The sequence below is a fragment of the Bacteroides sp. AF32-8BH genome (genome assembly GCF_003435205.1).
GTDB lineage: Bacteria > Bacteroidota > Bacteroidia > Bacteroidales > Bacteroidaceae > Bacteroides > Bacteroides ovatus.
The window spans coordinates 87,685-112,713 of record NZ_QVLZ01000010.1 but is presented as its reverse complement, the minus strand read 5'-3'; the positions used below and the strand labels follow the sequence as shown (position 1 = coordinate 112,713).

At 43.4% G+C, this 25,029-nt stretch carries 24 protein-coding genes; 8 read left to right on the top strand and 16 right to left on the bottom strand.

All coding sequences use genetic code 11. The features are described from left to right. Positions 1-99 precede the first annotated feature (99 nt). The 7 genes from ndk to folE all read left to right on the top strand — a co-directional run bounded on the left by ndk (position 100) and on the right by folE (position 5,529). Positions 100-564 carry a nucleoside-diphosphate kinase gene (gene ndk, locus DWZ47_RS09000; protein ID WP_004305483.1) on the top strand — a complete coding sequence of 155 codons (465 nt, stop codon included), beginning with the start codon at positions 100-102 and terminating at the stop codon, positions 562-564. A gap of 20 nt (positions 565-584) precedes the next feature. Beyond that, the gene (locus DWZ47_RS08995) at positions 585-1,457 is read left to right on the top strand and encodes a peptidoglycan DD-metalloendopeptidase family protein (protein ID WP_004297256.1); all 873 of its coding nucleotides are present in this window, start codon (positions 585-587) and stop codon (positions 1,455-1,457) included. Positions 1,458-1,579: 122 nt separating this feature from the next. Beyond that, positions 1,580-2,122, top strand: coding sequence for a DUF1599 domain-containing protein (locus DWZ47_RS08990; RefSeq protein WP_004297257.1), 543 nt, complete (start codon positions 1,580-1,582; stop codon positions 2,120-2,122). Continuing rightward, on the top strand, positions 2,112-3,470 hold the full coding sequence (locus DWZ47_RS08985; RefSeq protein WP_117512869.1) for a BT_3928 family protein: 1,359 nt from the start codon (positions 2,112-2,114) through the stop codon (positions 3,468-3,470). Before DWZ47_RS08990 ends, DWZ47_RS08985 begins: the two co-directional genes overlap by 11 nt. 107 nt (positions 3,471-3,577) lie before the next feature. Continuing rightward, positions 3,578-4,333 (top strand): triose-phosphate isomerase, encoded by a 756-nt coding sequence (gene tpiA / locus DWZ47_RS08980; RefSeq protein ID WP_004297259.1) that lies wholly within the window; start codon positions 3,578-3,580, stop codon positions 4,331-4,333. A gap of 154 nt (positions 4,334-4,487) precedes the next feature. Next, on the top strand, positions 4,488-4,931 hold the full coding sequence (locus DWZ47_RS08975; protein ID WP_004297260.1) for an SPOR domain-containing protein: 444 nt from the start codon (positions 4,488-4,490) through the stop codon (positions 4,929-4,931). Positions 4,932-4,938: 7 nt separating this feature from the next. Then, positions 4,939-5,529: a GTP cyclohydrolase I FolE gene (gene folE / locus DWZ47_RS08970; protein WP_004297261.1), complete on the top strand. Its 591-nt coding sequence runs from the start codon at positions 4,939-4,941 to the stop codon at positions 5,527-5,529. A 29-nt stretch (positions 5,530-5,558) separates the two neighbouring features. Here folE and dnaG read toward each other — a convergent pair whose 3' ends face one another. From dnaG to DWZ47_RS08915, 11 genes are all read right to left on the bottom strand, one after another. Next, positions 5,559-7,640 (bottom strand): DNA primase, encoded by a 2,082-nt coding sequence (gene dnaG, locus DWZ47_RS08965; RefSeq protein WP_004305478.1) that lies wholly within the window; start codon positions 7,638-7,640, stop codon positions 5,559-5,561. Between the two features lie 106 nt (positions 7,641-7,746). After that, a complete protein-coding gene (locus DWZ47_RS08960) occupies positions 7,747-8,520 on the bottom strand; it encodes a prephenate dehydrogenase (protein ID WP_004297263.1) in 774 nt (257 codons plus the stop codon). A 57-nt stretch (positions 8,521-8,577) separates the two neighbouring features. Next, positions 8,578-9,639, bottom strand: coding sequence for a bifunctional 3-deoxy-7-phosphoheptulonate synthase/chorismate mutase type II (locus DWZ47_RS08955; protein ID WP_004297264.1), 1,062 nt, complete (start codon positions 9,637-9,639; stop codon positions 8,578-8,580). An 87-nt stretch (positions 9,640-9,726) separates the two neighbouring features. After that, on the bottom strand, positions 9,727-10,905 hold the full coding sequence (locus tag DWZ47_RS08950) for a pyridoxal phosphate-dependent aminotransferase (RefSeq protein WP_004305477.1): 1,179 nt from the start codon (positions 10,903-10,905) through the stop codon (positions 9,727-9,729). Then, the gene (locus tag DWZ47_RS08945) at positions 10,880-11,728 is read right to left on the bottom strand and encodes a prephenate dehydratase (RefSeq protein ID WP_004297266.1); all 849 of its coding nucleotides are present in this window, start codon (positions 11,726-11,728) and stop codon (positions 10,880-10,882) included. The genes DWZ47_RS08950 and DWZ47_RS08945 overlap by 26 nt, the downstream gene beginning before the upstream one ends. Positions 11,729-12,028: 300 nt before the next feature. After that, a complete protein-coding gene (locus DWZ47_RS08940) occupies positions 12,029-12,991 on the bottom strand; it encodes a tetratricopeptide repeat protein (protein WP_004297267.1) in 963 nt (320 codons plus the stop codon). Between the two features lie 38 nt (positions 12,992-13,029). Beyond that, positions 13,030-14,940 carry an ATP-dependent DNA helicase RecQ gene (locus DWZ47_RS08935; protein WP_008650491.1) on the bottom strand — a complete coding sequence of 637 codons (1,911 nt, stop codon included), beginning with the start codon at positions 14,938-14,940 and terminating at the stop codon, positions 13,030-13,032. Beyond that, on the bottom strand, positions 14,933-16,651 hold the full coding sequence (gene recJ / locus DWZ47_RS08930) for a single-stranded-DNA-specific exonuclease RecJ (RefSeq protein WP_008650492.1): 1,719 nt from the start codon (positions 16,649-16,651) through the stop codon (positions 14,933-14,935). Before recJ ends, DWZ47_RS08935 begins: the two co-directional genes overlap by 8 nt. A 205-nt stretch (positions 16,652-16,856) precedes the next feature. Beyond that, entirely contained in the window at positions 16,857-17,087 is a 231-nt protein-coding gene (locus tag DWZ47_RS08925) for a hypothetical protein (protein WP_008650493.1), read from the bottom strand. Beyond that, positions 17,084-17,563, bottom strand: coding sequence for a DUF3990 domain-containing protein (locus DWZ47_RS08920; protein WP_117512867.1), 480 nt, complete (start codon positions 17,561-17,563; stop codon positions 17,084-17,086). The genes DWZ47_RS08925 and DWZ47_RS08920 overlap by 4 nt, the downstream gene beginning before the upstream one ends. Further along, positions 17,563-17,784 carry a DUF3791 domain-containing protein gene (locus tag DWZ47_RS08915; RefSeq protein ID WP_004305471.1) on the bottom strand — a complete coding sequence of 74 codons (222 nt, stop codon included), beginning with the start codon at positions 17,782-17,784 and terminating at the stop codon, positions 17,563-17,565. The genes DWZ47_RS08920 and DWZ47_RS08915 overlap by 1 nt, the downstream gene beginning before the upstream one ends. Positions 17,785-18,047: 263 nt before the next feature. On the opposite strand from DWZ47_RS08915, the gene DWZ47_RS08910 reads away from it, so the two are divergent. Further along, complete coding sequence (locus DWZ47_RS08910) at positions 18,048-18,908, top strand: phosphodiester glycosidase family protein (protein ID WP_117512865.1); 861 nt, start codon at positions 18,048-18,050, stop codon at positions 18,906-18,908. Between the two features lie 277 nt (positions 18,909-19,185). On the opposite strand, the gene DWZ47_RS08905 is transcribed toward DWZ47_RS08910, so the two are convergent. The 5 genes from DWZ47_RS08905 to DWZ47_RS08885 are packed head-to-tail and all read right to left on the bottom strand — an operon-like array spanning position 19,186 to position 25,029. Further along, complete coding sequence (locus DWZ47_RS08905; protein ID WP_008650498.1) at positions 19,186-19,926, bottom strand: hypothetical protein; 741 nt, start codon at positions 19,924-19,926, stop codon at positions 19,186-19,188. A 17-nt stretch (positions 19,927-19,943) separates the two neighbouring features. Then, complete coding sequence (locus tag DWZ47_RS08900) at positions 19,944-20,513, bottom strand: hypothetical protein (RefSeq protein WP_004311052.1); 570 nt, start codon at positions 20,511-20,513, stop codon at positions 19,944-19,946. A gap of 56 nt (positions 20,514-20,569) precedes the next feature. Continuing rightward, the gene (locus DWZ47_RS08895; protein WP_008650500.1) at positions 20,570-21,865 is read right to left on the bottom strand and encodes a phenylacetate--CoA ligase family protein; all 1,296 of its coding nucleotides are present in this window, start codon (positions 21,863-21,865) and stop codon (positions 20,570-20,572) included. Then, complete coding sequence (locus DWZ47_RS08890) at positions 21,849-23,546, bottom strand: C45 family autoproteolytic acyltransferase/hydolase (RefSeq protein WP_008650502.1); 1,698 nt, start codon at positions 23,544-23,546, stop codon at positions 21,849-21,851. The genes DWZ47_RS08895 and DWZ47_RS08890 overlap by 17 nt, the downstream gene beginning before the upstream one ends. Beyond that, positions 23,539-25,029: a phytoene desaturase family protein gene (locus DWZ47_RS08885; protein ID WP_032852873.1), complete on the bottom strand. Its 1,491-nt coding sequence runs from the start codon at positions 25,027-25,029 to the stop codon at positions 23,539-23,541. Before DWZ47_RS08885 ends, DWZ47_RS08890 begins: the two co-directional genes overlap by 8 nt.

The window sequence follows — 25,029 nt, the reverse complement described above, 5'->3', positions numbered from 1 at the left end:
AATAGTTAATAACTTCCTTGCCATTTCGTAGGAAAACACTATCTTTGGAAGAATTTTTTTAGTAAATGTATTGTTTAACCATTTGCAAAGTCGAGTATTATGCTTGAAAAAACGCTGGTCATTTTAAAACCGTGTACCCTTCAACGGGGATTGGTTGGTGAGATTACTCATCGCTTTGAGCGTAAAGGATTACGGTTGGCTGGCATGAAGATGATGCAACTGACTGATGAATTGTTGAGCGAACATTATGCCCACCTTAGCGGCAAATCCTTCTTTCAGCGTGTGAAAGATTCGATGATGACAGCTCCTGTCATTGTTTGTTGTTTCGAAGGTGTGGATGCTATTCAAACAGTCCGTACGTTGGCGGGACCAACTAATGGACGTCTGGCTGCCCCGGGTACCATTCGTGGGGATTACAGCATGAGCTTTCAGGAAAATATAGTTCATGCTTCTGATTCTCCGGAGACTGCGGCTATTGAATTAAAGAGATTTTTTAAACCGGAAGAAATATTCGATTACAAGCAGGCGACATTTAACTACCTGTATGCAAATGACGAATATTAAATAGAATTGATAAAAAAGGAATGAATTTCAATTGCATTATTAAAACAGGATTGGTCGCTGTTGCGGCTATGGTCAGCTTGAGCTCTTTCTCACAAGACCTGATTGCCCGCCAGGCACCGATAGACAAAAAATTAAAATCAGTAGATTCTTTGGCATTGCAGAAGCAAATCCGTGCCGAACAATCCGAATATCCCGCTTTAAGTCTTTATCCGAATTGGAATAATCAATATGCGCATTCTTATGGAAATGCGATTATTCCGGAAACATATACAATTGACCTGACGGGTTTTCGTATGCCGACTCCGAGTACAAAAATAACTTCGCCTTTTGGCCCGCGTTGGAGAAGAATGCATAATGGCCTTGATTTAAAAGTTAATATCGGTGATACGATTGTTTCTGCTTTTGATGGTAAGGTACGTATTGTGAAATATGAACGCAGAGGGTACGGTAAATATGTAGTCATTCGTCACGATAATGGATTGGAAACTATATATGGACACTTGTCTAAGCAGTTGGTTGAAGAAAATCAGTTGGTAAAAGCTGGTGAACCGATCGGGTTGGGTGGTAACACCGGACGTTCTACAGGTTCGCATCTTCATTTCGAAACCCGCTTCCTGGGAATTGCAATTAATCCGATTTATATGTTTGACTTTCCAAAACAGGATATCGTTGCCGATACTTATACGTTCCGCAAAACAAAAGGTGTGAAACGTGCAGGCTCTCATGATACCCAAGTGGCTGACGGTACTATCCGTTATCATAAGGTGAAGAGTGGCGATACATTGTCCCGCATTGCTAAATTGCGTGGCGTATCAGTCAGCACGCTTTGCAAACTGAACCGTATCAAACCGACCACTACTTTGCGTATCGGACAGGTTTTGCGTTGTTCATAAAAAATATAGCTTATAAAACAGTAATACAATATCTTTAGGAGAGGGCACTTTAATATAATTTAGAGTGCCCTCTTTCTGTTTTTACTTAATTATTGTTACCTTTGCGCACTATTTGGAAGAAGATGAAAGATACCAAGCAACAATTTGAACATGTCATCGCTTTGTGCCGTGACTTATTTTCCAAGAAGCTGCACGATTACGGGCCTGCATGGCGTATCCTGCGTCCGGCTTCGGTGACTGACCAGATTTTTATTAAAGCCAATCGGATTCGTAGTATTGAAACCAAAGGAGTGACCTTGATTGATGAGGGAATCCGTGCTGAATTTATTGCGATTGTCAATTATGGCATTGTCGGGCTCATCCAGTTGGAACTGGGTTATGCCGAGTCTGCCGACATCAGCAATGAAGAAGCGATGGCTTTATACGATAAGTATGCAAAAGAGGCATTAGACCTGATGCTTGCCAAAAACCATGATTATGATGAAGCCTGGCGGAGCATGCGTGTCAGCTCTTACACAGACTTGATCTTGATGAAGATTTACCGTACCAAGCAGATTGAGAGCCTGGCCGGCAACACATTGGTGTCAGAGGGAATTGATGCCAATTATATGGATATGATTAATTACTCTGTTTTCGGACTGATTAAGATAGAATTTGAAGGATAAGAACTTACATATCATTCAGGAGGTAGTGGCGAATACGTGTCGCTTTCTTTTGGCGGCATCGTTCATCTTTTCCGGATTTGTAAAGGCAGTTGATCCACTGGGGTTCCAGTATAAGATCCAGGATTATCTGACCGCATTCGGAATGGCTTCCTGGTTCCCTTCATTCTTCCCTTTATTGGGAGGCATCATCTTGTCAGCCGTTGAGTTTTTTATCGGTATCTCCTTATTTTTTGCTACCAGAAGAACATTGGCTACTTCGTTGGCTTTGATGCTGATGATTTTCATGACACCACTGACCTTGTATCTTGCCATCTTTGATCCGGTTTCGGACTGTGGCTGTTTTGGAGATGCATGGGGGTTGACGAACTGGGAGACATTCGGTAAGAATATAGTTCTGCTGTTTGCAGCAATGATGGCTTTCCGTCACAGAAGAATGCTGGTTCGTTTTATCAGTGTGAAAATGGAGTGGCTAGCTTCTCTCTACACGTTGTTCTTTGTATTTACTTTGTCGTTCTATTGTCTGGACCGTCTGCCTGTTTTAGACTTTCGTCCTTACAAGATCGGAAAGAATATTCTGGAAGGAATGACAATGCCCGAAGGAGCGAAACCGAGTGTATATGAAAGCATCTTTATTCTGGAAAAGAACGGAGAGAAGAAAGAATTTACGTTGGATAACTATCCGGATAGTACCTGGACATTTGTCGACACACGGACAATCCTGAAGGAAAAAGGATATGAACCGGCTATTCACGATTTCTCTATGATTGATCTGAATACGGGCGAGGATATAACAGACGATGTATTGACGGATATAGGATACACCTTCCTGTTGGTTGCCCATCGGATTGAAGAGGCGGATGATAGTAACATTGATTTGATTAATGAGATATATGACTATTCGGTGGAGCATGGCTATAAGTTTTATTGCCTCACTTCTTCACCGGAAGAACAGATCGAATTGTGGAAGGACAAGACGGGAGCCGAATATCCTTTCTGTCAGATGGATGATATTACATTAAAGACGATGGTTCGTTCCAATCCGGGATTGATACTGATTAAGAACGGAACAATTTTGAATAAATGGAGCGATGAGGATATACCGGATGAATATGTGCTGACGGACAAACTGGAAAATCTGTCGTTAGGAAAGCAGAAGGTGAGCAGTGACACTCATACGGTAGGATATGTATTCTTATGGTTTGTTATTCCATTGTTGTTAGTGCTTGGGGTGGATGTTTTGGTCGTTCGCCGCAGAGAACGGAAAAACGCGAAGCGGAAGCAACAAGAGGAAGAGATGAAAAGCAAAGAATTAAAAACGGAGAATCCGAAAATAGAAGAACAAGAATAAAAAAAATAAATGATAACGAGCGGCCTCTGTAACGAACGCTAATTCCGATCGTTCAATTGTCAATCGTGAAATCGTAAATTTATTAACCCTTTAAAATAAAAAACAAAATGAGAAAGAACATTGTTGCAGGAAACTGGAAAATGAACAAAACCCTTCAAGAGGGTATCGCTTTGGCTAAAGAATTGAACGAAGCATTGGCTAACGAAAAGCCTAACTGTGATGTAATCATCTGTACTCCGTTTATCCACCTGGCTTCTGTTACTCCGTTGGTAGACGCTGCAAAGATCGGTGTAGGTGCTGAAAACTGTGCAGACAAAGCTTCAGGTGCATATACAGGTGAAGTTTCAGCTGAAATGGTTGCTTCTACAGGTGCAAAATATGTAATTCTGGGACACTCTGAACGTCGTGCATACTACGGTGAAACAGTTGCTATCCTGGAAGAAAAAGTAAAATTGGCTTTGGCTAACGGTCTGACTCCGATTTTCTGTATCGGTGAAGTGTTGGAAGAACGCGAAGCTAACAAGCAGAACGAAGTGGTAGCTGCACAGATGGAATCTGTATTCTCTCTGTCTGCTGAAGACTTCTCTAAGATTGTATTGGCTTACGAACCGGTTTGGGCTATCGGTACAGGTAAAACTGCTTCTCCTGAACAAGCACAGGAAATCCATGCTTTCATCCGTTCTATCGTAGCTAACAAGTATGGTAAAGAAATCGCAGACAATACTTCTATCCTTTACGGTGGTAGTTGCAAACCTTCTAACGCTAAAGAACTGTTCGCTAACCCGGACGTTGATGGTGGTTTGATTGGTGGTGCTGCTTTGAAAGTATCTGATTTCAAAGGTATCATTGATGCCTTCAATTAAATGATAGTTGATAAATGATAGTTGATAAATGATAGTTGATAGTTGCTATGTAGTATAGCCTGCTATCGACTATCGTTTATCTTTTCAACTATCATTTTCCGACTGTCATTCTCTAACTGTCATTTATCATTTATCAACAATCAACTGTTTAATAATGAAAGTTTTACTTACCCTATTGTTTGTTTTGACAGCTACTTTTGCGCAAGCGCAAAGTATTATCAAGAGTTTGGAACGTAACATTCCGGGGCAAGGAAAGGTGACTATCCATCAAGATCCCCGCATCGAGGCTCTGATAGGTATGGAACGTCCTGCAACAGGTGAACAGAAAGTAATAAAGACTTCCGGATTCAGAATCCAGGCGTATGCCGGTAACAATACTCGTCAGGCGAAGAATGATGCTTATCATGTAGCATCGCGTGTGAAAGAGTATTTTCCTGAATTGACGGTATATACTTCGTTCAATCCGCCTCGTTGGCTTTGTCGTGTAGGTGATTTCCGTAGCATTGAAGAAGCGGACGCAATGATGCGTCGGTTGAAAGCTACCGGTGTGTTTAAAGAGGTTTCTATTGTAAGAGACCAGATCAATATTCCTTTATAATTGTATCATGTTAGAAAAAGAAGAAATTGTTTCTCCGAATCTGGAGGAGTTGAAGAGTCATTATCGTAGTATTATAACTTTGTTGGGTGAAGATGCCGAAAGGGAAGGGTTATTGAAAACTCCGGAACGGGTGGCTAAGGCGATGTTAAGCTTGACGAAAGGGTATCACATGGACCCTCACGAAGTGCTTCGCTCCGCTAAATTCCAGGAAGAATATAGCCAGATGGTGATTGTGAAAGATATCGATTTCTTCTCTCTTTGTGAACATCACATGTTGCCGTTCTACGGAAAGGCGCACGTGGCTTATATTCCTAATGGCTATATCACAGGGTTGAGTAAGATTGCCCGTGTAGTCGATATATTCTCTCATCGTCTGCAAGTGCAGGAACGCATGACACTGCAAATCAAAGAGTGCATTCAGGAAACGCTGAATCCACTGGGAGTAATGGTGGTGGTGGAAGCCAAACACATGTGTATGCAGATGCGTGGTGTAGAAAAACAAAACTCTATTACTACTACTTCTGACTTTACCGGAGCTTTCAATCAGGCAAAGACTCGTGAAGAGTTTATGAATCTGATTCAACACGGAAGAGTATAATCCGTTTTCTGCTTACTAAACAAATAAGCTTATCGTAAAACGACGCGATCTCCCAACCGCTTTGCCATGATGCTTTGTACGGTTCTCAACTCATTATAGCGTTGCATAAGTGAGTCGCATTTCTCATTATCATGGGCAAGAGCAGGATCTTGGAGGGCATAAAGCATGTGCTTCAATTCCTCTGTTACGATTGCATACTTGAAGTTAATCATTAACATCGGAACCATTTCATAGAGCCGCTCTTCATCCGTCACAATCTTTTGGGACTTGGAGTGATATTTACTAAGCTGATAACGCACATTAATCAAGTCTACACTCAATTTACTGATTACCGGATCAGGATGTGCCAGGAAATAACGTTCGGCAATGAAGTTGGAATCGTGCATGTGTGCAGCAGCTTCCGATAACATTTGGCGGTGCAGCGGATTATGGAAGGCTAACTCATCCTCTTTCAGATCATTAACCACATATTCTATGACGGTTACCGGAATTTCGTTTCCTTCTTCATCGGTCAGGTTACACATGATTTTCTCTCCATAACGAACTACCGCCTGTAATATCAGTCGCTCGAATTTGTAGAATTCCTGCCCTTCCTTTCCTTCCTGCGGAATAAAGGAAGCATAACTGTCTTCCTGCAGAGCAGGAGGAACATCTGTATATCCGCCATCCACTTCAGGAGGTAACGGAATATCTCCATTAGGTATTGGAACATCTTCAGGAGGTGTGCTGCCCTGTGACATCATAGCCGTTCTTTCAGCCATCCGGCGTTCCCGTTCCGTTTGTTCAGCTCGCTTCTCTGCTTGAGTTTCCCGTCTTTTGGCAACTTCTGATACTAGCAGCTTATCTTCTACATGAAGTAGCTGCGCGCATTCTTTGATATAGACGTCTCTGACAATTGCTTCAGGGATGACAGAAATACTTTGCACCAGATTACCAATCAGTTCCGCACGCTTGATGGGATCTTTTCCTGCATCCTCCAGTAGCAAGTTCGTTTTGAAGCGGATAAAGTCCGTTTCATGTTCCGAGATAAAAGTCTGAAATTCCGTTGAGTTGTGCTTGCGGGCAAAAGAGTCCGGGTCGTCCCCATCGGGAAGAAGACAGACTTTGATATTCATACCTTCCTCCAATAACATGTCAATTCCCCGGATAGAAGCCTTGATACCTGCTGCGTCGCCGTCGTAAAGCACAGTCATGTTGTTGGTGAACCGGTGAATCATACGGATTTGTCCCGGTGTAAGGGCTGTTCCCGAGGAAGCAACCACATTCTCTATGCCGGATTGATGCATGGAGATTACGTCCGTGTAGCCTTCAACCAAAAAGCAACGGTCTTGTTTTACAATAGCCTGTTTGGCAAAATATATACCGTATAACTCGTTACTTTTGTGGTAAATTTCCGATTCGGGCGAATTGACGTATTTGACTTTAACCCCTTTCGTTGCACTGGCAAGTACACGTCCGCCAAAAGCCACCACTTTGCCGGAAAGCGTATGTACAGGGAAAATAACACGTCCCCAAAAACGATCCCGTAACCGGTGGTCGTCCGTTTCGTAGCAAAGTCCTGTTTTTACCAAGTACTCTTTCTTATATCCTTTTTGGATTGCTTCTTTGGCGAATGCATCGTGGGCTTCAGTGCAGTAACCTAATTGGAATTTCTCAATGATGTCGTCGCGAAAGCCACGGTTGCGGAAATAGGCCATACCGATGCTACGCCCGTCTACATGATTTTTTAGTATGTTCTGGAAATAGTCGCGTGCAAAGTTATTAACGATAAACAGACTTTCGCGTTCGCTTTGCACAAACTTCTCTTCATCGCTTAATTCCCGCTCCTTGATTTCAATATTATATTTCTTGGCAAGGTACTTCAATGCTTCCGGATAAGACATCTGCTCGTGTTCCATAATGAAATGCACGGCATTTCCACCTTTTCCACAAGCAAAACATTTGCATAATCCTTTGGCGGGAGAGACATAAAAAGAAGGGGTTTTATCACTGTGGAACGGACATAAACCGACATAATTGACACCACGTTTGCGCAGGGTGACAAAATCCGAAACGACATCCATAATTTGTGCCGCGTCCAATATCCGGTCTATGGTAATTTGATCTATCATTCTTTCTCCTGTGAATCCGTTTTTGCGGATACAAAGGTACACATAAAAAAATCCCCTGCAAAGAACTTTTTTGCAGGGGATCGTTAAATCTTGGCACCGGTATTGATTATTTAATCTTTTCCCGGATCTTCGTCAGATACTTTTTCATACCTTCCGCATCCTTGTTTTCGATGATTTCGAGAAGGTTTTTCAACTCTGTCCGGATATTAGTCACTTGTCCCGGAGTGCGTGGGTTGAACAGTATTTCCTGAAGCAGGTAATCATCTTCGCTTAGCAGCCCTTTGGCGATTGCCATGTGCTTTTTGAACGTAGTTCCCGGGGCTTCCTGATGTTTCATTACGGCAGCAAATACGAACGTCGATACGAACGGAATAGAAAGCGAGTAGGCTACTGTTTCGTCGTGCTCATCAAATGTATATTCGAAGATGTTCAACCGTAATGTCTGGTAGAGGTCTTTGAAGAATATTTTTCCCAGGTGGTCGCCTTCACTGATGATGATGGCATTTTCGCTGCTTAGATTGCTAAGACTTGCGAAAGTCGGGCCAAACATAGGGTGACTGGAAACGTAGCGGAAACCACTTTCTTCATAGAACTTCTTCAATCCTGTTTTTACAGAGGCAATGTCACTAATGATACAGTCTTTCGGTAATACAGGCAGTATTTTGCGAAAGGCATCCAACGTGTACTTCACTGTAACAGCATTAATAACCAGTTCCGGTTCAAATTCCTTAATCTCCTCCAATGTAGTGAAACGATACGTGTTATAGACGAAACGCAACTGGTGCGGGTTGACGTCGAACACGGCCGTCTCGTGTTGAAAGCTCAAAATATCAGTAAAGAAGGAGCCCATTTTACCAGCTCCAAGGATTAATATTCTCATAATGTTTATTATTTAGTAGTCAAGTAGTAAGTAGTAGATACTACTTGACTACTCTAACTACTTATTAATAATTTCCATCTGTTGACGAACTGATTCTTCGTGGATGGCTTCGAAAATCTTCTTCATAAACTCGCTGTCCATACCGCATTGTTCGCCCTGCGCGCCACGTTTTTCCAGAATCTCATTGTAACGTCCGGCTTGAAGGACTGTGATTCCGTGCTCTTTTTTGTAAGTACCGATTTCACGTGCCACACGCATTCTTTTTGCTAATTCCTGAATGATATTGTCGTCACATTCGTCAATCTGTTTACGGAGCTGTGCCAGACTTTCGGTAGACTGTGTTTCCGTACGGATTACCAACAGATTGAGGATATAGTCGAGTACGTCCGGAGTAACTTGTTGAGAAGCATCGCTCCATGCGCAATCCGGGTTGCAGTGGCTTTCTACAATCAGACCGTCGAAATTCAAGTCCATAGCCTGTTGGCAAAGCGGTGCTACCAACTCACGTTTTCCACCGATATGGCTCGGATCACAGAAAATCGGAAGATTAGGGATACGGCGGCGTAGTTCGATAGGAATATGCCATTGGGGAAGATTTCGATAGATCTTTTTGTCATAACTGCTGAAACCTCGGTGGATAGCACCCAGACGCTTCAAACCAGCGTTGTTGATACGTTCCAGTGCTCCGATCCATAATTCGAGATCCGGGTTCACCGGGTTCTTAACCAATACAGGGATATCAACCCCTTTCAGTGCGTCAGCGATTTCCTGTACGGCGAAAGGATTGGCAGTGGTGCGTGCACCTACCCAAAGAATATCGATTCCCGCTTTCAGACATTCGTAAACGTGTTTGGCTGTTGCTACCTCTGTAGAAACATACATTCCAGTTTCTTTCTTCACCTCTTTCAACCAGGCAAGACCTTCTACACCGATACCTTCGAAACCTCCCGGTTTGGTACGCGGCTTCCAGATTCCGGCACGATATATTTTTTGTCCTTTAGCAGCCAGTTGTTTGGCTGTATCCATTACTTGTTCTTCTGTTTCTGCGCTACACGGGCCGGCAATGACAATCGGTCTTTTAGCTTCAACGCCCGGTAATAAAATTGATTCGAGTTCCATATTCTTATTTGTTTTTATTCTTTTAATAACTTGTTTTCATTGAAATTGTTCTGTCTCATTCTACTGTCGTTCTCTCTTTGGGAGAGGTTAGATTCTTTTAATTCTTTCCAGAGCTTCTGCCAGCTTATTGTCCTTGCAACAAAGTGAGATACGAATATACCTTGCTCCGTTACTGCCGAAGATAAATCCCGGAGTGATAAACACTCTTGCTTCATGCAGCACCTTTTCTGTCAGTTCCTCTACATCTTTGCAGGAAGCGGGAATCTTTCCCCAAAGGAACATTCCTACTTGTTTTTCGTCGTAGGTGCATCCCAATGTTTTCATAATCTCACCGGCGAGGTGACGACGGTTGCGGTAATTCTCGTTATTGCCTTCATACCAGTCCGCTTCGGCCTCAAGAGCAGTTGCTGCAGCCAGTTGCATAGCACGGAACATACCGCTGTCGATATTACTTTTCACTTTCAATATCCATTGTACGAATTCCGCGTTTGACGCCAGCATGCCGATACGCCAGCCGGGCATATTGTGGCTCTTGCTCATAGAATTGAACTCGATGCAACAGTCTTTGGCTCCCGGTACACTTAGGATACTGATAGGCTTTTCGTTCAGAATGAAGCTGTATGGATTATCATTCACAATTACGATATTCTTGCGACGGGCAAAGTCAACGAGACGTTCATAGATTTCCGGAGTTGCATTGGCTCCCGTCGGCATGTTGGGATAGTTGGTCCACATCAGTTTTACACGGCTAAGATCCATTTTTTCCAGTGCCTCGAAGTCAGGCATCCAGCCATCCTCTTCTTTCAGGTCGTAGTTGATAACTTCCGCTCCGAGTATTTTACTCAAAGAAGTATAGGTAGGGTATCCCGGATTCGGGACTAGCACCTGCTCACCCGGATTGACGAATGCCAGCGTAACATGGAGAATTCCTTCTTTAGAGCCGATTAAAGGCTGTATCTCCGTATTCGGATTCAGTTCCACTCCATACCAGCGTTGATACCAGGCAGCGAAGCCTTTGCGCAGTTCAGGGATACCTACATACGGTTGGTAACCGTGTCCGTTGGGATCATGAGCATTGTTGCACAATGTTTCGATGGTTTCCCTTGAGGGAGGCATATCGGGGCTTCCGATACCGAGGCTGATAACATCCTTTCCCTCTGCATTCATCTGTGCTACCTCTTTTAGCTTCTTTGAGAAGTAGTATTCGCTTACACTTGCCAATCTGTCGGCAGGAGCGATTTTATACGTTTGACTTTCCTTCTGCATATTCGCCTAATAATTTAAGTTCTTTGGTTAATGGAGTGATTGCAGCAATAGACTGCTTGTATCTTAGATAATCGTTGAAAGCTACATCTACGTAAAACTGGTATTCCCATTCCCGTCCGATGATAGGCAACGATTGAATTTTTGTCAGATTGATATTATAGAACGATAGAATGGATAAAACCTGTGACAGGCTGCCTTCCGTGTGTGGAAGAGTGAATACGATACTTGCCTTGTTGGTTGCATTGGCATGATGTTGGCGGAGTTCGTCTACTTGCCAGGGATCGGCAACAACCAGAAAACGGGTGAAGTTGTGCTTGTTCGTTTCAATACCTTCCTGAAGGACTTTCATGCCGTAACGTTCAGCTGCTGCTTTGGAGCAGATGGCAGCGTGTCCTTTCAGATTTTCATTCTTGATGATTTCTGCGCTGCGGGCCGTGTCTTCACCTTCCACCACTTTCAACTGCGGATGTTGATTCAGAAATTCGCGACACTGCATCAGGGCGATAGGGTGGGAGTTGACTTCTGTCAGATCTTCCCAGTTCTCATCGGGGAGACAGACAAAACTGTGCGAGATGCGCAGTTTGTATTCACCGATAATCTGTGTGCCGCTTTGTCTCAACAATTCATTGTTGTGCAACAAACTTCCCGCAATCGTATTCTCGATGGCTAGCATTCCGATAACCTGGCTGTCTTTCCGTATCGAAGTAAACACATCTTCGAAGTTGGCACAACAGATTAACTCTATTTCTTCTCCCTCGAAGTACTTGTGTGCGGCGATATCATGATATGAGCCGAGTGTTCCTTGAATTGCTATCTTTTTCATTGTTCTAAATATATTATATAAAAAAATCCCGCGTCCATATTGGAGCGGGATTCATATGATTGATTTCTCTATTCAGTCCTTAAGCATCACTGTCACTTGATACATACAAACTCCCGCTCTACTTTGTTGCTAAAGTAAAAGTAAAAAAAGAAGTAATATGCATAAGTAAATGATTTCATTAGAATCTATCTTTTTTGCTTTGGTTTTTAATTCTGGGGCAAAAGTAATAATTTTCTGTTAGATGCAAACAAAAAACGATACTTTTTTTGTTTTCTTGCCTAAAATAGATGAAAAGGATACTTAAAAGATGCCGGGAAGTGCTTCAGGCTTTGGTCCCAGGTTCTTGAATTCTCCGTTCAGACCAGCTTCCTCTTTCGGATTCAATTCCAGAGATTTCTTCATGTCCTCTACCGAACCGTCCTTATCACCATTCAGTAATTTAGCACGTCCGCGTTCTTTGTAGGCTTCCGCAAAGTTCGGATTCAGCTCGATGGCTTCATCAAACAGGCCGATAGCTTCCGTCAGTTTTTTCTGGTTGATATAAAGTTGCCCTAAATAAAGGTATGCCTGTTCGTTGAACGGGTTTATTTCCGTCACCAGTTTGTAGTCCTCTTCTGCCTCTTCGTCCTTGCCGTCTGCTTCTTTCACTTTTCCGCGCAGGAGCATGGCTGTCTCTTCTTCCGGATTCTGGGCGAGCACAGCATCTATATCTTCCATCATATCTTTATACTGTTTCAGGTTCATCAATGCTTCCGCACGTAATAGGCGAGCTTCAATGAAATCATCTTTCAAAGTGATTGCTTTGGTGAGATGGGCAATAGTCATCAGGTCGTCATCCTGTCCCTTGCGGGCCTTCCCTAACAGATAATGAGCCACGGCATTTCCTTCTTCGATGGCAATCGCTTTATTGGCAGCTTCTTCCATTGCCTGATAATCTTCTTGGATGAAGCATACATTGGCCAGTGTCAGGAAAGTACTTGTGACATCAGGTTCCATAGCAGCCATCTTTTCCAATAATTCGCGGGCCTTTGCCGTTTCCCCCATCTGGATATAGAGTTGGCTAAGATAGCCCATTGTTTCAAACTCTTCCTTGATGGCAAGAGCTTCAATAAAACATTTTACTGCATAATCCGGACGTCCCATGCGTTGCGCACGTAAACCGTCGTATTTGAAGATCTCGAAATTTTTCTGATCGTTTTTCTGTTTTTCACTTTCCGGAGTTTCCGACTTACCGGAGAAGAAAGATTTAAAAAAGTTCGGCATGGTGTGTTATTTTTGAGTTACCTTGCAAAGGTAGTAACTTATTTTGAAATATGTATCATTCCATCCTGCATCTTCCATTCACCTTCCTCCAATAAATATTGGATGACTTCGCTGATGCTCTCTTTCTCCGCTTCTATCTTATCGGCTATTTCTACCGGTGTCAGCGGTTTCTGGGTAAGTAATTCTGATATTTTCTTTTTCAGTTCCTCGAAATCGAAAGAATTCTCGGTCAGGGCACCAGTTGCACGGTGACTAAGACAAACATCGCATTGTCCGCAGTTGTGCTCGTTCTTCTCTCCGAAGTAACGGAGCAGCATCCGGCTCCGGCACACATTCTCCGAAGTGACATACTCTTCCATCGCTTTGATGCGGGCTTCATACCGGGCTTTGCGTTCTTCGTAGACGGAAGGAGGAATATGCACAAAACGAAGTTCCTGCCGTTCGCGGGTGTATATAATATAAGGTGTCTTTTTGTGCGGGATGTAATCCACGATGCGACGTTTGGTAAGCGTGACCAGTATATTGTAAATTTGTTCACGGGTCAGTCCGGTACGTATGGACAGGGTTGCTTCGCTGATATAGGCATAGTCGGTGAATACTCCGGTGTAAGAGCGGAGAATCGTCTGTATCAGTACTTCGGCTTCCGTTCCCATTTCCCGCAATTTGTATAGTTCGTCCCGGCGAATCGTGAAAAGAATACGGGAGGCATTATCCTGTTCGTCCGTATATTCCAGATAACCGGCTTGAGTCAGTATTTTCAGTGCACTGTCCACCGGAACCGGGAAGTATTTGAACTTCCGGCAAAACTCTTCCAGATTAAATTCGCGGACACATTGGAAACCGTCGCCCATTGCCATCTGATAGTAATACTGCAGATGTTCGTAGACATTGAGAATATACTCTTTGTCGGGAAAAGTATCCACAACGCGCCTGTGCAGCGTCGTTCTGTCCGTTTTGGTGTATAAGATCACAGCATACGCTTTTTCACCGTCTCTTCCTGCACGACCGGCCTCCTGGAAGTAAGCTTCGAGAGAGTCGGGGAGATCGAGATGCAATACGATGCGCACGTCGGGTTTATCAATCCCCATTCCAAAGGCGTTTGTCGCTACCATTACACGAACTTCTCCGCTTTGCCAGCGTTTTTGCCGGAGGTCTTTTACGGCATTATCCAGTCCGGCGTGATAGAAGTCGGCGGTAATATCTTCGTTTACCAGTAACTCGGTGATTTCTTTGGTGCGTCGTCTGTTGCGGACATAGATAATGGCACTGCCGGGTATCTTTCGTAAGATATGCAACAGCTCTTGAGTTTTGTTATCCGTTTGCCGGACGATATATGCCAGGTTTTTCCGTTCGAAACTCATGCGGAAAACATTCTCTTCACGGAACTCCAAACGGGCTTGAATATCCTTCACTACTTCCGGAGTGGCGGTGGCTGTAAGTGCCAGTACCGGAATTCCCGGTAGCAATGTCCGTATTTCGGCAATTTTCAGGTAAGCAGGGCGGAAGTCATATCCCCATTGTGAGATACAGTGACTTTCGTCGACCGTAATCATGGAGACTTTCATTAATCGCAGTTTGGTACGGAATATGTCCGTGTCCAGACGTTCCGGAGAAATATAGAGGAATTTATAATTACCGAAGATGCAATTTTCAAGAGCAGTGAGAATCTCCTGCCGTGTCATGCCTGAATAGACGGCAAGCGCCTTGATGCCGCGTTTACGCAGGTTTTGCACCTGATCTTTCATCAGGGCGATGAGAGGAGTAATGACAATGCAAATCCCTTCCTGGGCGAGAGCAGGCACTTGAAAAGTGATGGACTTACCGCCTCCGGTCGGCATAAGTCCCAGTGTATCTTTGCCTTCGCCGATACTGGTGATGATCTCCTCCTGCAAGTCGCGGAAGGAGTCATATCCCCAATATTGTTTTAATATCTCCTGATACTTATTCAATCGGCTTTATATCCTCGATTTGAAGTTGTACTTCACCACGCTTGTGCGTGTTTTCTTCAATGGTGTAACAGATGTCGAACGAGCGTTTCGTTTTGATATAACGTACGTGTGAGCTCTGTCCGAACGCGATACCGTTCATTACATTATTCGATTTATTATCGACCAGTTCGAGTTTGATATGTTCCTGATCGCGTCCCACCACTTTACTTGTTCCGTAATCATAAACATGGTGAGTGCAGAAAATAGGTTTCGTGTTATCAGGACCGAAAGGATTAAACTTTTTCAGGTCGTTGAAGAACTTTGACGAAATATCCCTGAAATCAATTTCAGCATCAATTTCGATCACAGCACTGGTTTGTTCCGGCAAGATATGCTGTGAAACGTATTCTTCGAACCGTTTGGTAAAGGCATTCACGTTTTCCACTTTCATCGACAGTCCGGCGGCGTATGTATGTCCCCCGAAGTTTTCCAGCAGGTCGCGGCAATGCTCGATTGCTTTATATACATCGAAGCCGGAAACTGAACGTGCGGAACCTGTTGCCATATCATCCGTCCGGGTCAGTACCACGGCAGGGCGGTAGTACACTTCTGTCAGACGGGAAGCTACGATGCCGATCACGCCTTTGTGCCATTCTTCGTTGTAGAGCACGATGGAGCGGCGATCCGCTAATCCTTCCAGATTGGCAACGATGTTGTTTGCCTCTTCCGTCATACTCTTGTCGAGGTCTTTCCGGGTTTCGTTGTACTGGTTGATTTGTCCGGCTTTCTCAAGTGCTACCGAGAAATCTTTTTCCGTCAGCAGGTCTACGGCTTCTTTTCCGTTCTGGATACGACCCGACGCATTGATGCGCGGTCCGATTTTAAACACAATATCGCTGACGGTGATTTCCTTTTCAGAAAGTCCGCATACGTCGATAATGGCCTTCATGCCGATGCTTGGATTACTGTTCAGTTGCTTCAGACCGTGGTAGGCGAGGATACGGTTTTCACCCATAATCGGAACGATGTCCGATGCAATACTCACAGCTACAATATCCAGCAAAGGAATCAGGTGGTGGAACTCGATACCGTTACTGATAGCGAATGCCTGCATAAACTTGAAACCGACTCCACAACCGGAAAGGTGAGTGTACGGATACGTATTGTCCAGGCGTTTGGCATTCAGAATAGCTACGGCAGGCGGAAGCACATCATCCGGTACATGATGATCGCAGATGATGAAATCAATCCCTTTCTCTTTGGCATAAGTGATTTCTTCTACTGCTTTAATTCCACAATCGAGTACAATAATCAGTCCTACACCGGTTTCTGCGGCATAGTCCACTCCTTTTTTAGAAATGCCATACCCTTCATTGTATCGGTCGGGTATGTAATAATCAAGGTTCGAATAGAACTGTTGAATAAACTTGTAGACCAATGCTACGGCAGTAGTACCGTCTACGTCATAATCTCCATAAATTAGAATACGTTCTTTCTTTCCCATCGCCCTGTTCAGACGTTCCACTGCAATATCCATATCCTTCATCAGGAACGGATCATGCAGGTCGGGCAATTGCGGGCGGAAAAACTTCTTGGCATCTGCTGCCTTTGTAATTCCCCGCTGCACCAAAAGTTGTCCAAGTATCGGGCTAATCCCTAGTTCCTGGGCCAATGTCTGGCTTGTCTCTGCCTGTTCGGGTGTAATGGGTCGATAATTCCATTTGTGATTCATTTTATATATTGTTTTTTCTTTTTCTGTTCTCAAGGGTTGAAAAGGCACTTCTTTCCAACAAGGGGTAAAAGTACGAAAAAAAGCGGAAGTGTATAGTAGATAAGACGAAAATATTTCAAGGCTGTAGAAAACAGAGGTTTGATAAAGGTAGCTTTTTTACTTGTGAAAGATATGGGATGCTGACAAGCAAGTGTGAAACTCTATTCTAACTAACTTGTCCTGTGGTCAGTTCTTTTTTTAGAAAGTCGTACACGTAACCGGCACTTTGGTAATAAAGTCCCGTAGTCGGATCACTCAAACGCTCAAAGGTGTCGGAATTGTAGTAGACTTCCATTGCTTGCGTCATATTATACTGCCATTCCTCCATGAGTATCCGTATGATTTCACTACTTAAATCTTCAATCATACATTCTATTTGTGTATTCGTCAGCTTCATAGTTTCTTTAGGTATGAAAGGGCATGTTCAGTGCCGAAGTAATATTGTATGGTCAACCCTTTGGCATATTTTAGTTCTTCAATCAATCTGCTCATTGAAATGTCTCCCATGCTGTAACGACGTAACTGATAGGTTACTCCGTCGTCGGCAATAGGACCAATGACTATATCGTAAGTGTGTGCAGGATGTGTATGGCTACGGTCGCGGTTGAGTAAAACGAACTGTGCCCATTCTTCACAGTAATCATCGAATATTTTTATTTGCAGATCTGAAGTCTTTATTATTTGATCTTTCAGTTCGAAGATGGTCACACATGGCTCTCCGGATTGTAATTGATCGGTTTTTTGTTTGGCTAAGGCATGTGCCTGTTCATAACCGGGAGAAAGATAAAATCCTTGGCCAAAGTCTTTGAAGGGCTTTGAACGAGATAGGTCCGGCTTGTCTATTTCCATATTTGAACCATGGTATAGCTTCATTACAGTTGTCCTCCATTTCTACGGCATACCATTGATAAAGCTTCAATAGAATCTTCGAAAGATTGTGTGTGCATTACTTCATAGTGTTTTTGTAAAAAAACAAGGCCTTTAAAACGATTCAAATAGTTGAATGCCTGTTTTTGCTTGATTTGATAAGTCGCTGCGAACTCTGCGATTAAAGCTACAGTAAAATTCAATTTGTTTTTCTCTATGCGAGACATCATGGTTCTCCTTTCTTCATTTGTATTACCTTCCGAAAACAAAGATAGGAAAAACTCTGCAATATCAAAAATAAGAAGCTATTAAAAGTTGACTTAAAGCTCTGTTGCTCACTCTGAATTAGATGCAGTCAGAAGATATGGATTATCTGGATAGTAAAAAAGGGAGGTAGAGAAAATGGAGCGAGCGGAAAGTTACAGGGATTTTTGGATGAATGGCGATTATTAACTAGCTTTAGCGGCCTAAATGATTCATTTCTCTATCTATGATAAAAAGAAACTTGTTAATTGCTATCTTGATTTTATGTTCTATCGGAACATTGAAAGGGCAAACCGCATCCGATTCTTTGGCAATCGTATCTGCCCAATGGAAGGTGGAAAGTCCTCAAAAAGGACTCATTTATAAGTATGCTTCTATCCCCCGATTGTATCAGGGACCCCAGTCTGTTAGTCTGATAGAAGTTGATCCCGGTGCGGGCTTGAAAGTTGATGTTGCCGTTTCGGATAAAATGAAAGAAACAAGTAAGATTGCTTCTGAATATAACGCCATTGCAGCCATTAATGGCTCCTATTTTGACATGAAACGGGGAAACTCGGTCTGTTTCCTGAAGACGGATCACCAAGTTATTGATACAACGCTGCAGAGTGAGTTTAAACAGCGTGTCACAGGAGCCATTAGTGTGCGCAAAAGGGGAATGAAATTAATTCCTTGGAACAAACAGATAGAAAAGAATTATAAAGGCAAAGCAGGTACGATACTAGCTTCCGGTCCGTTAATGTTGAAAGACGGACAGGTTTGTGATTGGAACTCGTGTGAACCGAATTTTATCCGGACGAAGCACCCTCGTAGTGCTGTTGCTACTACTAAGGATGGAAAAGTCCTGTTGATAACGGTAGACGGGCGTTTTCCTGAACAAGCAGGAGGAGTGAATATTCCGGAATTGGCACATCTGATCCGGGTTTTAGGAGGTGAGGATGCATTAAATTTGGATGGAGGTGGATCTACTACTCTTTGGTTGTCCGGTGCATCGGATAATGGAGTCGTTAATTATCCTTGTGACAATGGGCGGTTTGACCATGCCGGAGAACGGAAAGTTCCTAATATTCTTTATATAACGCATCAATAACGTTTCCATTATTCTTCATTGTATTTAAGGTCTTTCAGTGCATAGATTAAGACTTTTCAGTGCAGAAACTAGTGACTTTTTATGCAGTCGGGTGGTCGTCCTGTTGTAACGGGACAATGGGCACTTTATAAAAAGACGAATGTCACCTTATAGGGTGACATTTATCATTCTATAAGGTGACTAGCTATCCTCAAAAGGATGAAAATTACTAAAGATACAAAATTAATTAGTGAAAAGCAATAGTAGGGTAAGAAATTTATCTGTATTGCAAACAGGCTTAGAATTCAAATCCGAATCTAGCTCCTACTCCATGTAACTCCCATGTATCATTCCAACTGTTATGATAATAATGCCCTCCATAGCTGTAACTATAATCTGTTGTGGCGTCATAATCTTGGAAGTTATACATCAAAGCTAAATTCAAGGCCTTTTTCCCTTTTAAAGAAAAACGTACTCCTACTCCTATTGAAGCATACGCTCCTTCTATGTCTCCTACAGCATATCCGGCTTTTACGTCGGCGAACGGAGTCACTTTTTTGTTGATGAAGTTAGCTCTGAAGTTAGCATAGATGGGGGCTGCATAAAGATCTGCATCGGTATAGTAGTTGAAAGCAACGCCACCACCTACAAAGAAATAATTGTTGAATTGATAACCATGTGTGGTTGATAATTCAATTTTAGAGGCATTGTAGTCGCTCACATCGCCAATATATGCAAAGTCTACGAAACCCTTATAGCCTTTTAATGTATTTCTTGCGGCTTTGCGGTCGTTGGTATCCTTACGATAACCTCTTGTGTACCGCTCTTCTTTTGTGATTTTAGTCACATCACTCATCTGACAGATGATGAGGCTGCCATCACCTGTTTTGATTTTTAAAGAGACATTGGGCACTTGTTCAATGATTACTCCTTTAATAATGCTGCCATTCTTTAAATACACTACTTCTGTGTAATTCTGTGCTGCGACATACGTACTGATACTTAATAATAAGGTCAGTACTAATAGTAGTTTTCTCATACTTGTATTTTTATTGTTTATAGTTTCTTGAGTGCGCTATAGATAGAGCCTGCCCAATAGTTGCGCAATCCGAAACCACGTGCCTTGCCGTCGGTAATCCATTCTTCAATGATTTCCTTTGTTTCGGTATTGAAGAATACGACTTCATACGTACCTCTATTGTTTGATTTGTCCAGGAACTGTGCGATAAACACCATACCTACTCCGGGTGTTTTCTGGATAGGCAATGCGTTGATGGCTGCTTTGATTTGCTCTTTACTAAGAGTATATTCTCTTTTAGCAGTCATTAGCTCGGTCAGGTCGATGTTTTCGTTCACCTGATTAACGGCATCCAGTGAAATCTCTGTCACTTCTTTTTTCAATTGTTTTCCTACGTTATACTTCTTAGCTTCTGTGATGAACAGTTCATTGATACGTCTGAAAGCATCTTTGAATTGTGCCGGTGATTCATCTGCACCGAAAATTTTTACTTGGGAGTAGTCTACCCCATAGAACTTAATAGACTGAATGTCTTTCAATGCACTCTTGCCTTGTCCGAAACAGAACAGGCTCGTGCTCAAGAATAAGAATAGAATAAGTTTTTTCATATACGTTAATGTTAAAGTGATATAGTTGGTTACTAACTTCCAAAAGTAGAAAATAATTATCGTAAATCAATGAATTTTATCGTTTTTCGACTCATTGGAGGCATTTGTATCTTGGCTATGTACTCTGCCGATTCAAAATTGATGCTTGGCGCCACTCTGACTTTCGAACGGAACAGATCTTTAATCTCTTTGGCAAAGGCTTCGCTACGGTTCTCGCTTCCGATACGAATCAGAATCTCATCCGTTCCCAATTCATTGGTATAAACTTCAATGATATAGTTTTTTACCGAAGGTATATTATCCAGAATGTCGAATAATGCAGGCGGATACAACGTCGTTCCTTTGTATTTAATCATTTGTCCTTTCCGGCCGAGGATGGAGCTTAGGCGGATGGTATTTCTCCCGCAACCACAGGGATCGGTGTGGTGGTAACAAATATCACCTGTTTTGAAACGGAGCAACGGCATACCTTTGACTCCGAGCGTCGTGATCGTCACTTCCCCTGCTTCTCCCTCTTCCACAGGACGATTGTTATCATCCAGAAACTCTACAATGATAAGTTCCGGTTGCAAATGCCCTCCGTGGAATTCATTACACTCGGTAAAGGACGACTGCATTTCGGTGGAGGCATAAGTGGAATACAACTGCAAGGCAGGCCATTTATCGTGTATTTTCTGTCCGAGCGTATTCAACTGGAATTCCTGATTGCGCAATGCTTCTCCGATACAGATGCACTTCTGCATGGAACAGGTATTATGGCTGATATGATTCTTTTCGGCAAACTCTATCAGTTTGATAAGGAAAGAGGGGACTACCATTCCACAAGTCGGATGTATCCGTCGAATTGTGTCCCATTGCAGTTCCGGGATGCCGTTGCCTACACGGATCACTCCCATACCCAGTTCGCGGGCTCCCATATAATATGCCAAGCCTGCCATGAAACGGCGGTCGATGGTAGTCATCAATTGAAGAATATCTTGCTTGGTGCATCCGGTGGTGGTGAAAGATAAGTATTCGTTGTAAGAAAGACGGTCCAGGTCTTCAGAGGTGAGAACGAAAGTGACCGGATCTCCCAATGTGCCCGAAGTCGTCACATAGTCGATAATTTTCTCTTTGTCTACGCAGATGAAATCATCGTTATGGAGTTGCAGGTCCGTCTTGGTAGTGACGGGGATCTGTTGCAAGTCTTCAATCGTCTTTATTTGATTGATATCAATGTGATGTTCGGCAAACATCTGTTGATAGAACTTGGAATGTGCTTGCAGGTAGGCTAACGCTTTGGCTAACTGTTCTTCCTGATAGCTTTTGATATCTTCCGGTGAGCGGAACTGAATTTCAGGATTCTTTTCCATCTTTGGATTGTTTTTGAATTTTCTGTTGGATACGTTCTTTCTCTTGCAACTTGGGAATAGGTCTCTTCAATGCCTGTTGCCAGTATGCAATAGCTTGTTGAGGTTGCTGCATGCCCTCGTAGTAATCTCCTATTACTTCATATACATAGTATAGGGAAGGATTGGAGGCTTGGTATGTTTTTAAAACAGATTCTTCTATCTTTTCCTTTTTTCTGATTTTCTTCAATAAAAGCGGAGTCAGTTTCTTATACGTGAGAAGATGCTGGAACTCCGGTGTGTCGATGAATTTATCTTCCGGAATGGTCAGGTCGGAACTGTATATTTCGTGTTGCCAATCAATCGTGTCCTTGAATATCTTATTCAGGTCATAGGCTACGTATTTCCCACATTGCCAAGGAGAGGTCGATACCCACATCAGCCGTTTCTCCGGTTGGAAGATGACGGAATGATGGGCAATAAACTGATTGATGGCCATTTCGTTGGCCAGTCCCAGGTCTGTGTTTTGCAGGCCTTTGTGGTCACGCAGGATAGAGGCGGCTTTGGAGACATTGATCGGAAGATTCTCATTAATGAGTTCCGTTAATCGTGCAAAACGGTATGGGCTGTCGGAAGTGCGGATATTTTCCATGTTTCGTTCGTCCTTGCTGAATTCTTCCGATTGGTAATGGTTGGTGCAGATGAGCCGATTGGCTTCTTTTCCGGTGAAAAGCACAGTTTTCTCCGGAGATTTCTCGATAATCGCGGTCTTGCCGTCTTTGGCAGAACCTATCAATATGGATTCGGAGACGAATGTTTCCCGTTTTTGGGCGATGGCAAAGGCTTCATCAATAGTGGCTGCATATTGCAGAATCTCTCTGGTCAGGATGGAAATGGGGGTAGCGGAACCTGTCGGGACAGCAGATTTGGCAGCATTAATTGTCACGGTAAGACCTGTCTCGTTCATGCCGGATAACACTCCTATCATACCCGGCCATCCCACGGAAGCAAACCTGTATCCTTGCTCCGGTACATAAAAAGCCACCTGCTTGTTCTCTGCGAAGGCATCTCCTACGTAGAAATCGAAGTTACGTCCGATCAGCAGGGATGAATCTGCACTTTGTGTTCCCCAAGTGGCGAACGAACTGCATCCCACTAACATATAATCTTGCATGGCATGTCCCAGGTCGTGTGCCGAATGGTAATTCAACTGGCGTTCGTAAGGAGTGCCGATGAAGTCGTATTCATGCGTACATGATAGCGAGATTCCGTAGATCTCGTCGCGGTATTCTTCGAGGACGTTCTCACCCAGATTACGGTTGAATAATACAATGAAGAACCGGAGGAATTTCAGATAACTGTCTGAAGGAACAATCTCACGAATCTGATCCACGAACACTTTCTCTTGATAGTGGAGCAGGTCGGAAGACAGTTGCCCGATAGCTTCTCCTCTCTGGAAAGCATCCCCTTTCACAAATAATTCCCATAAGCCGCTGTCGCTGTGCCGGAGAAAGTTATCTCCATAATACCGGAGGTGGAGACTGTCTATATCAATCACTTTGTCTGTGGTCATGCTTTGCTCATGTTTGGGCGTTTGCATATCCGCAGAAAAGTAGAGATAGCTGATTCCGGCTATCAATAGAACGATGAGCGACAGGAAAAGGAAGCCCGTGTATTGGAGTGTCTTTTTGACTATTCTATGCATTTCCTACTTTTTTAGCCAGATATTCTTGTCCTACAAACTCCGCACAAGTCAGCATGGCAGTTAGTGTTACCCCTAATGCACCATGCACATTCAGGTTTTGCCCGGTGAAAAAGAGATTTCCCAAGCGGCTTCTTGTAGATACGAAACCAATTTGCGGACATTTATAATCTTTGATGATCCCATACGCGGAACCATCCACTGTTCCTGTATAGTCCCGATAGCTTAATGGAGTAGTGTCATACATCTCTTCTATGTTTTCTGAAAGGTCAATGCCATGTCCTCGGATGAAGCGGAGAATCTGTTCTGCTTTCTCCTTTTTGAAGGATTGGTAGTCTTCTCCCCGATGTTCGGGAGTCGTGTCCTTCCAGGCAGACAGTTCATCTATATACATAGGTGTCAGGATGGAAATGACACTGGCATATTGACTGTCCTCGGAAGACGCTTGCATGGAAATCATACAGTTGGTGGTCCGTCCCGGATAGAGCAGTTTGTCATACCACACTTTATTGTTCGCATGCAGATACAGGTTGCGGTTCTGATAAGGAGTGCTTTTTTTCTTCATTACCAGGTAGAGCGTAAAAATGCCGTAGGTATTTTCCAACGAACGGATGCGGGAAATATAGGCATTCTTGATGCTACGGTTTTTATCCAGTATCTCCAATGTCCGTTGGGGATGCATATTGGAGATGACGAAGTCGCTTTCCAGTCGCTCTTCTCCATTGATGATAACCCCTTGTACCTTTTCGTTTTCAACGATGATGCGGGTGGCTTCACTGTTATTGAGCACGGTCCCTCCGTTTGCCCGGATTACATTGATTAGCTCCAGACTGACTTGCATACTTCCGTCTACAAAACGGTAGGCGCCTTCAATATAGGAGTGATTAATCATGGCATGCTGGTAGAAAGTGGAGACATCTTTCAAACCTCCGTAGAGTAAAGCTGAACCTGCCAGTACATTTCGTAAGGCGGGGTCCGGAGTGATATCCGCAATCAGATGGGCGGCAGAGGTACAAAAGTATTTCATACCCTCCAAAGCGAGTGTGCCTTGTTTCAGGTGGTCTACGCTAATCAGGTTTCCGACAGCCTGAAGCTGTTCGGCATAGCATTTCAAGTTTTCTTTCTCATGCGGGAAGGAACGGCAGATGGTTTCAATAAACTGCGGGTATCCCATTGCATAATCGTATGTTTTTCCTTTATAGTAGATCGTATCAAAAGCAGCATCGTCCAAGCGTTTTATTTTCAGCTTGTCCATGATACCGAAATAGCGGAAATACTGGTTCATCACTTGACCCTCATCCAGGCTTCCTACATAATGAATACCCGTATCCAACAGATGCCCTTTTCGTTGGTAAGTCTGGAAGCATCCGCCGAATTGCGCATTTTTTTCTACTACGCATACGTTGAATCCCTCTTTGCTAAGAATCGCTCCGCATTCCAGTCCGCCAAGGCCGCTGCCGATAATGATGATGTCATATTTGCTCAT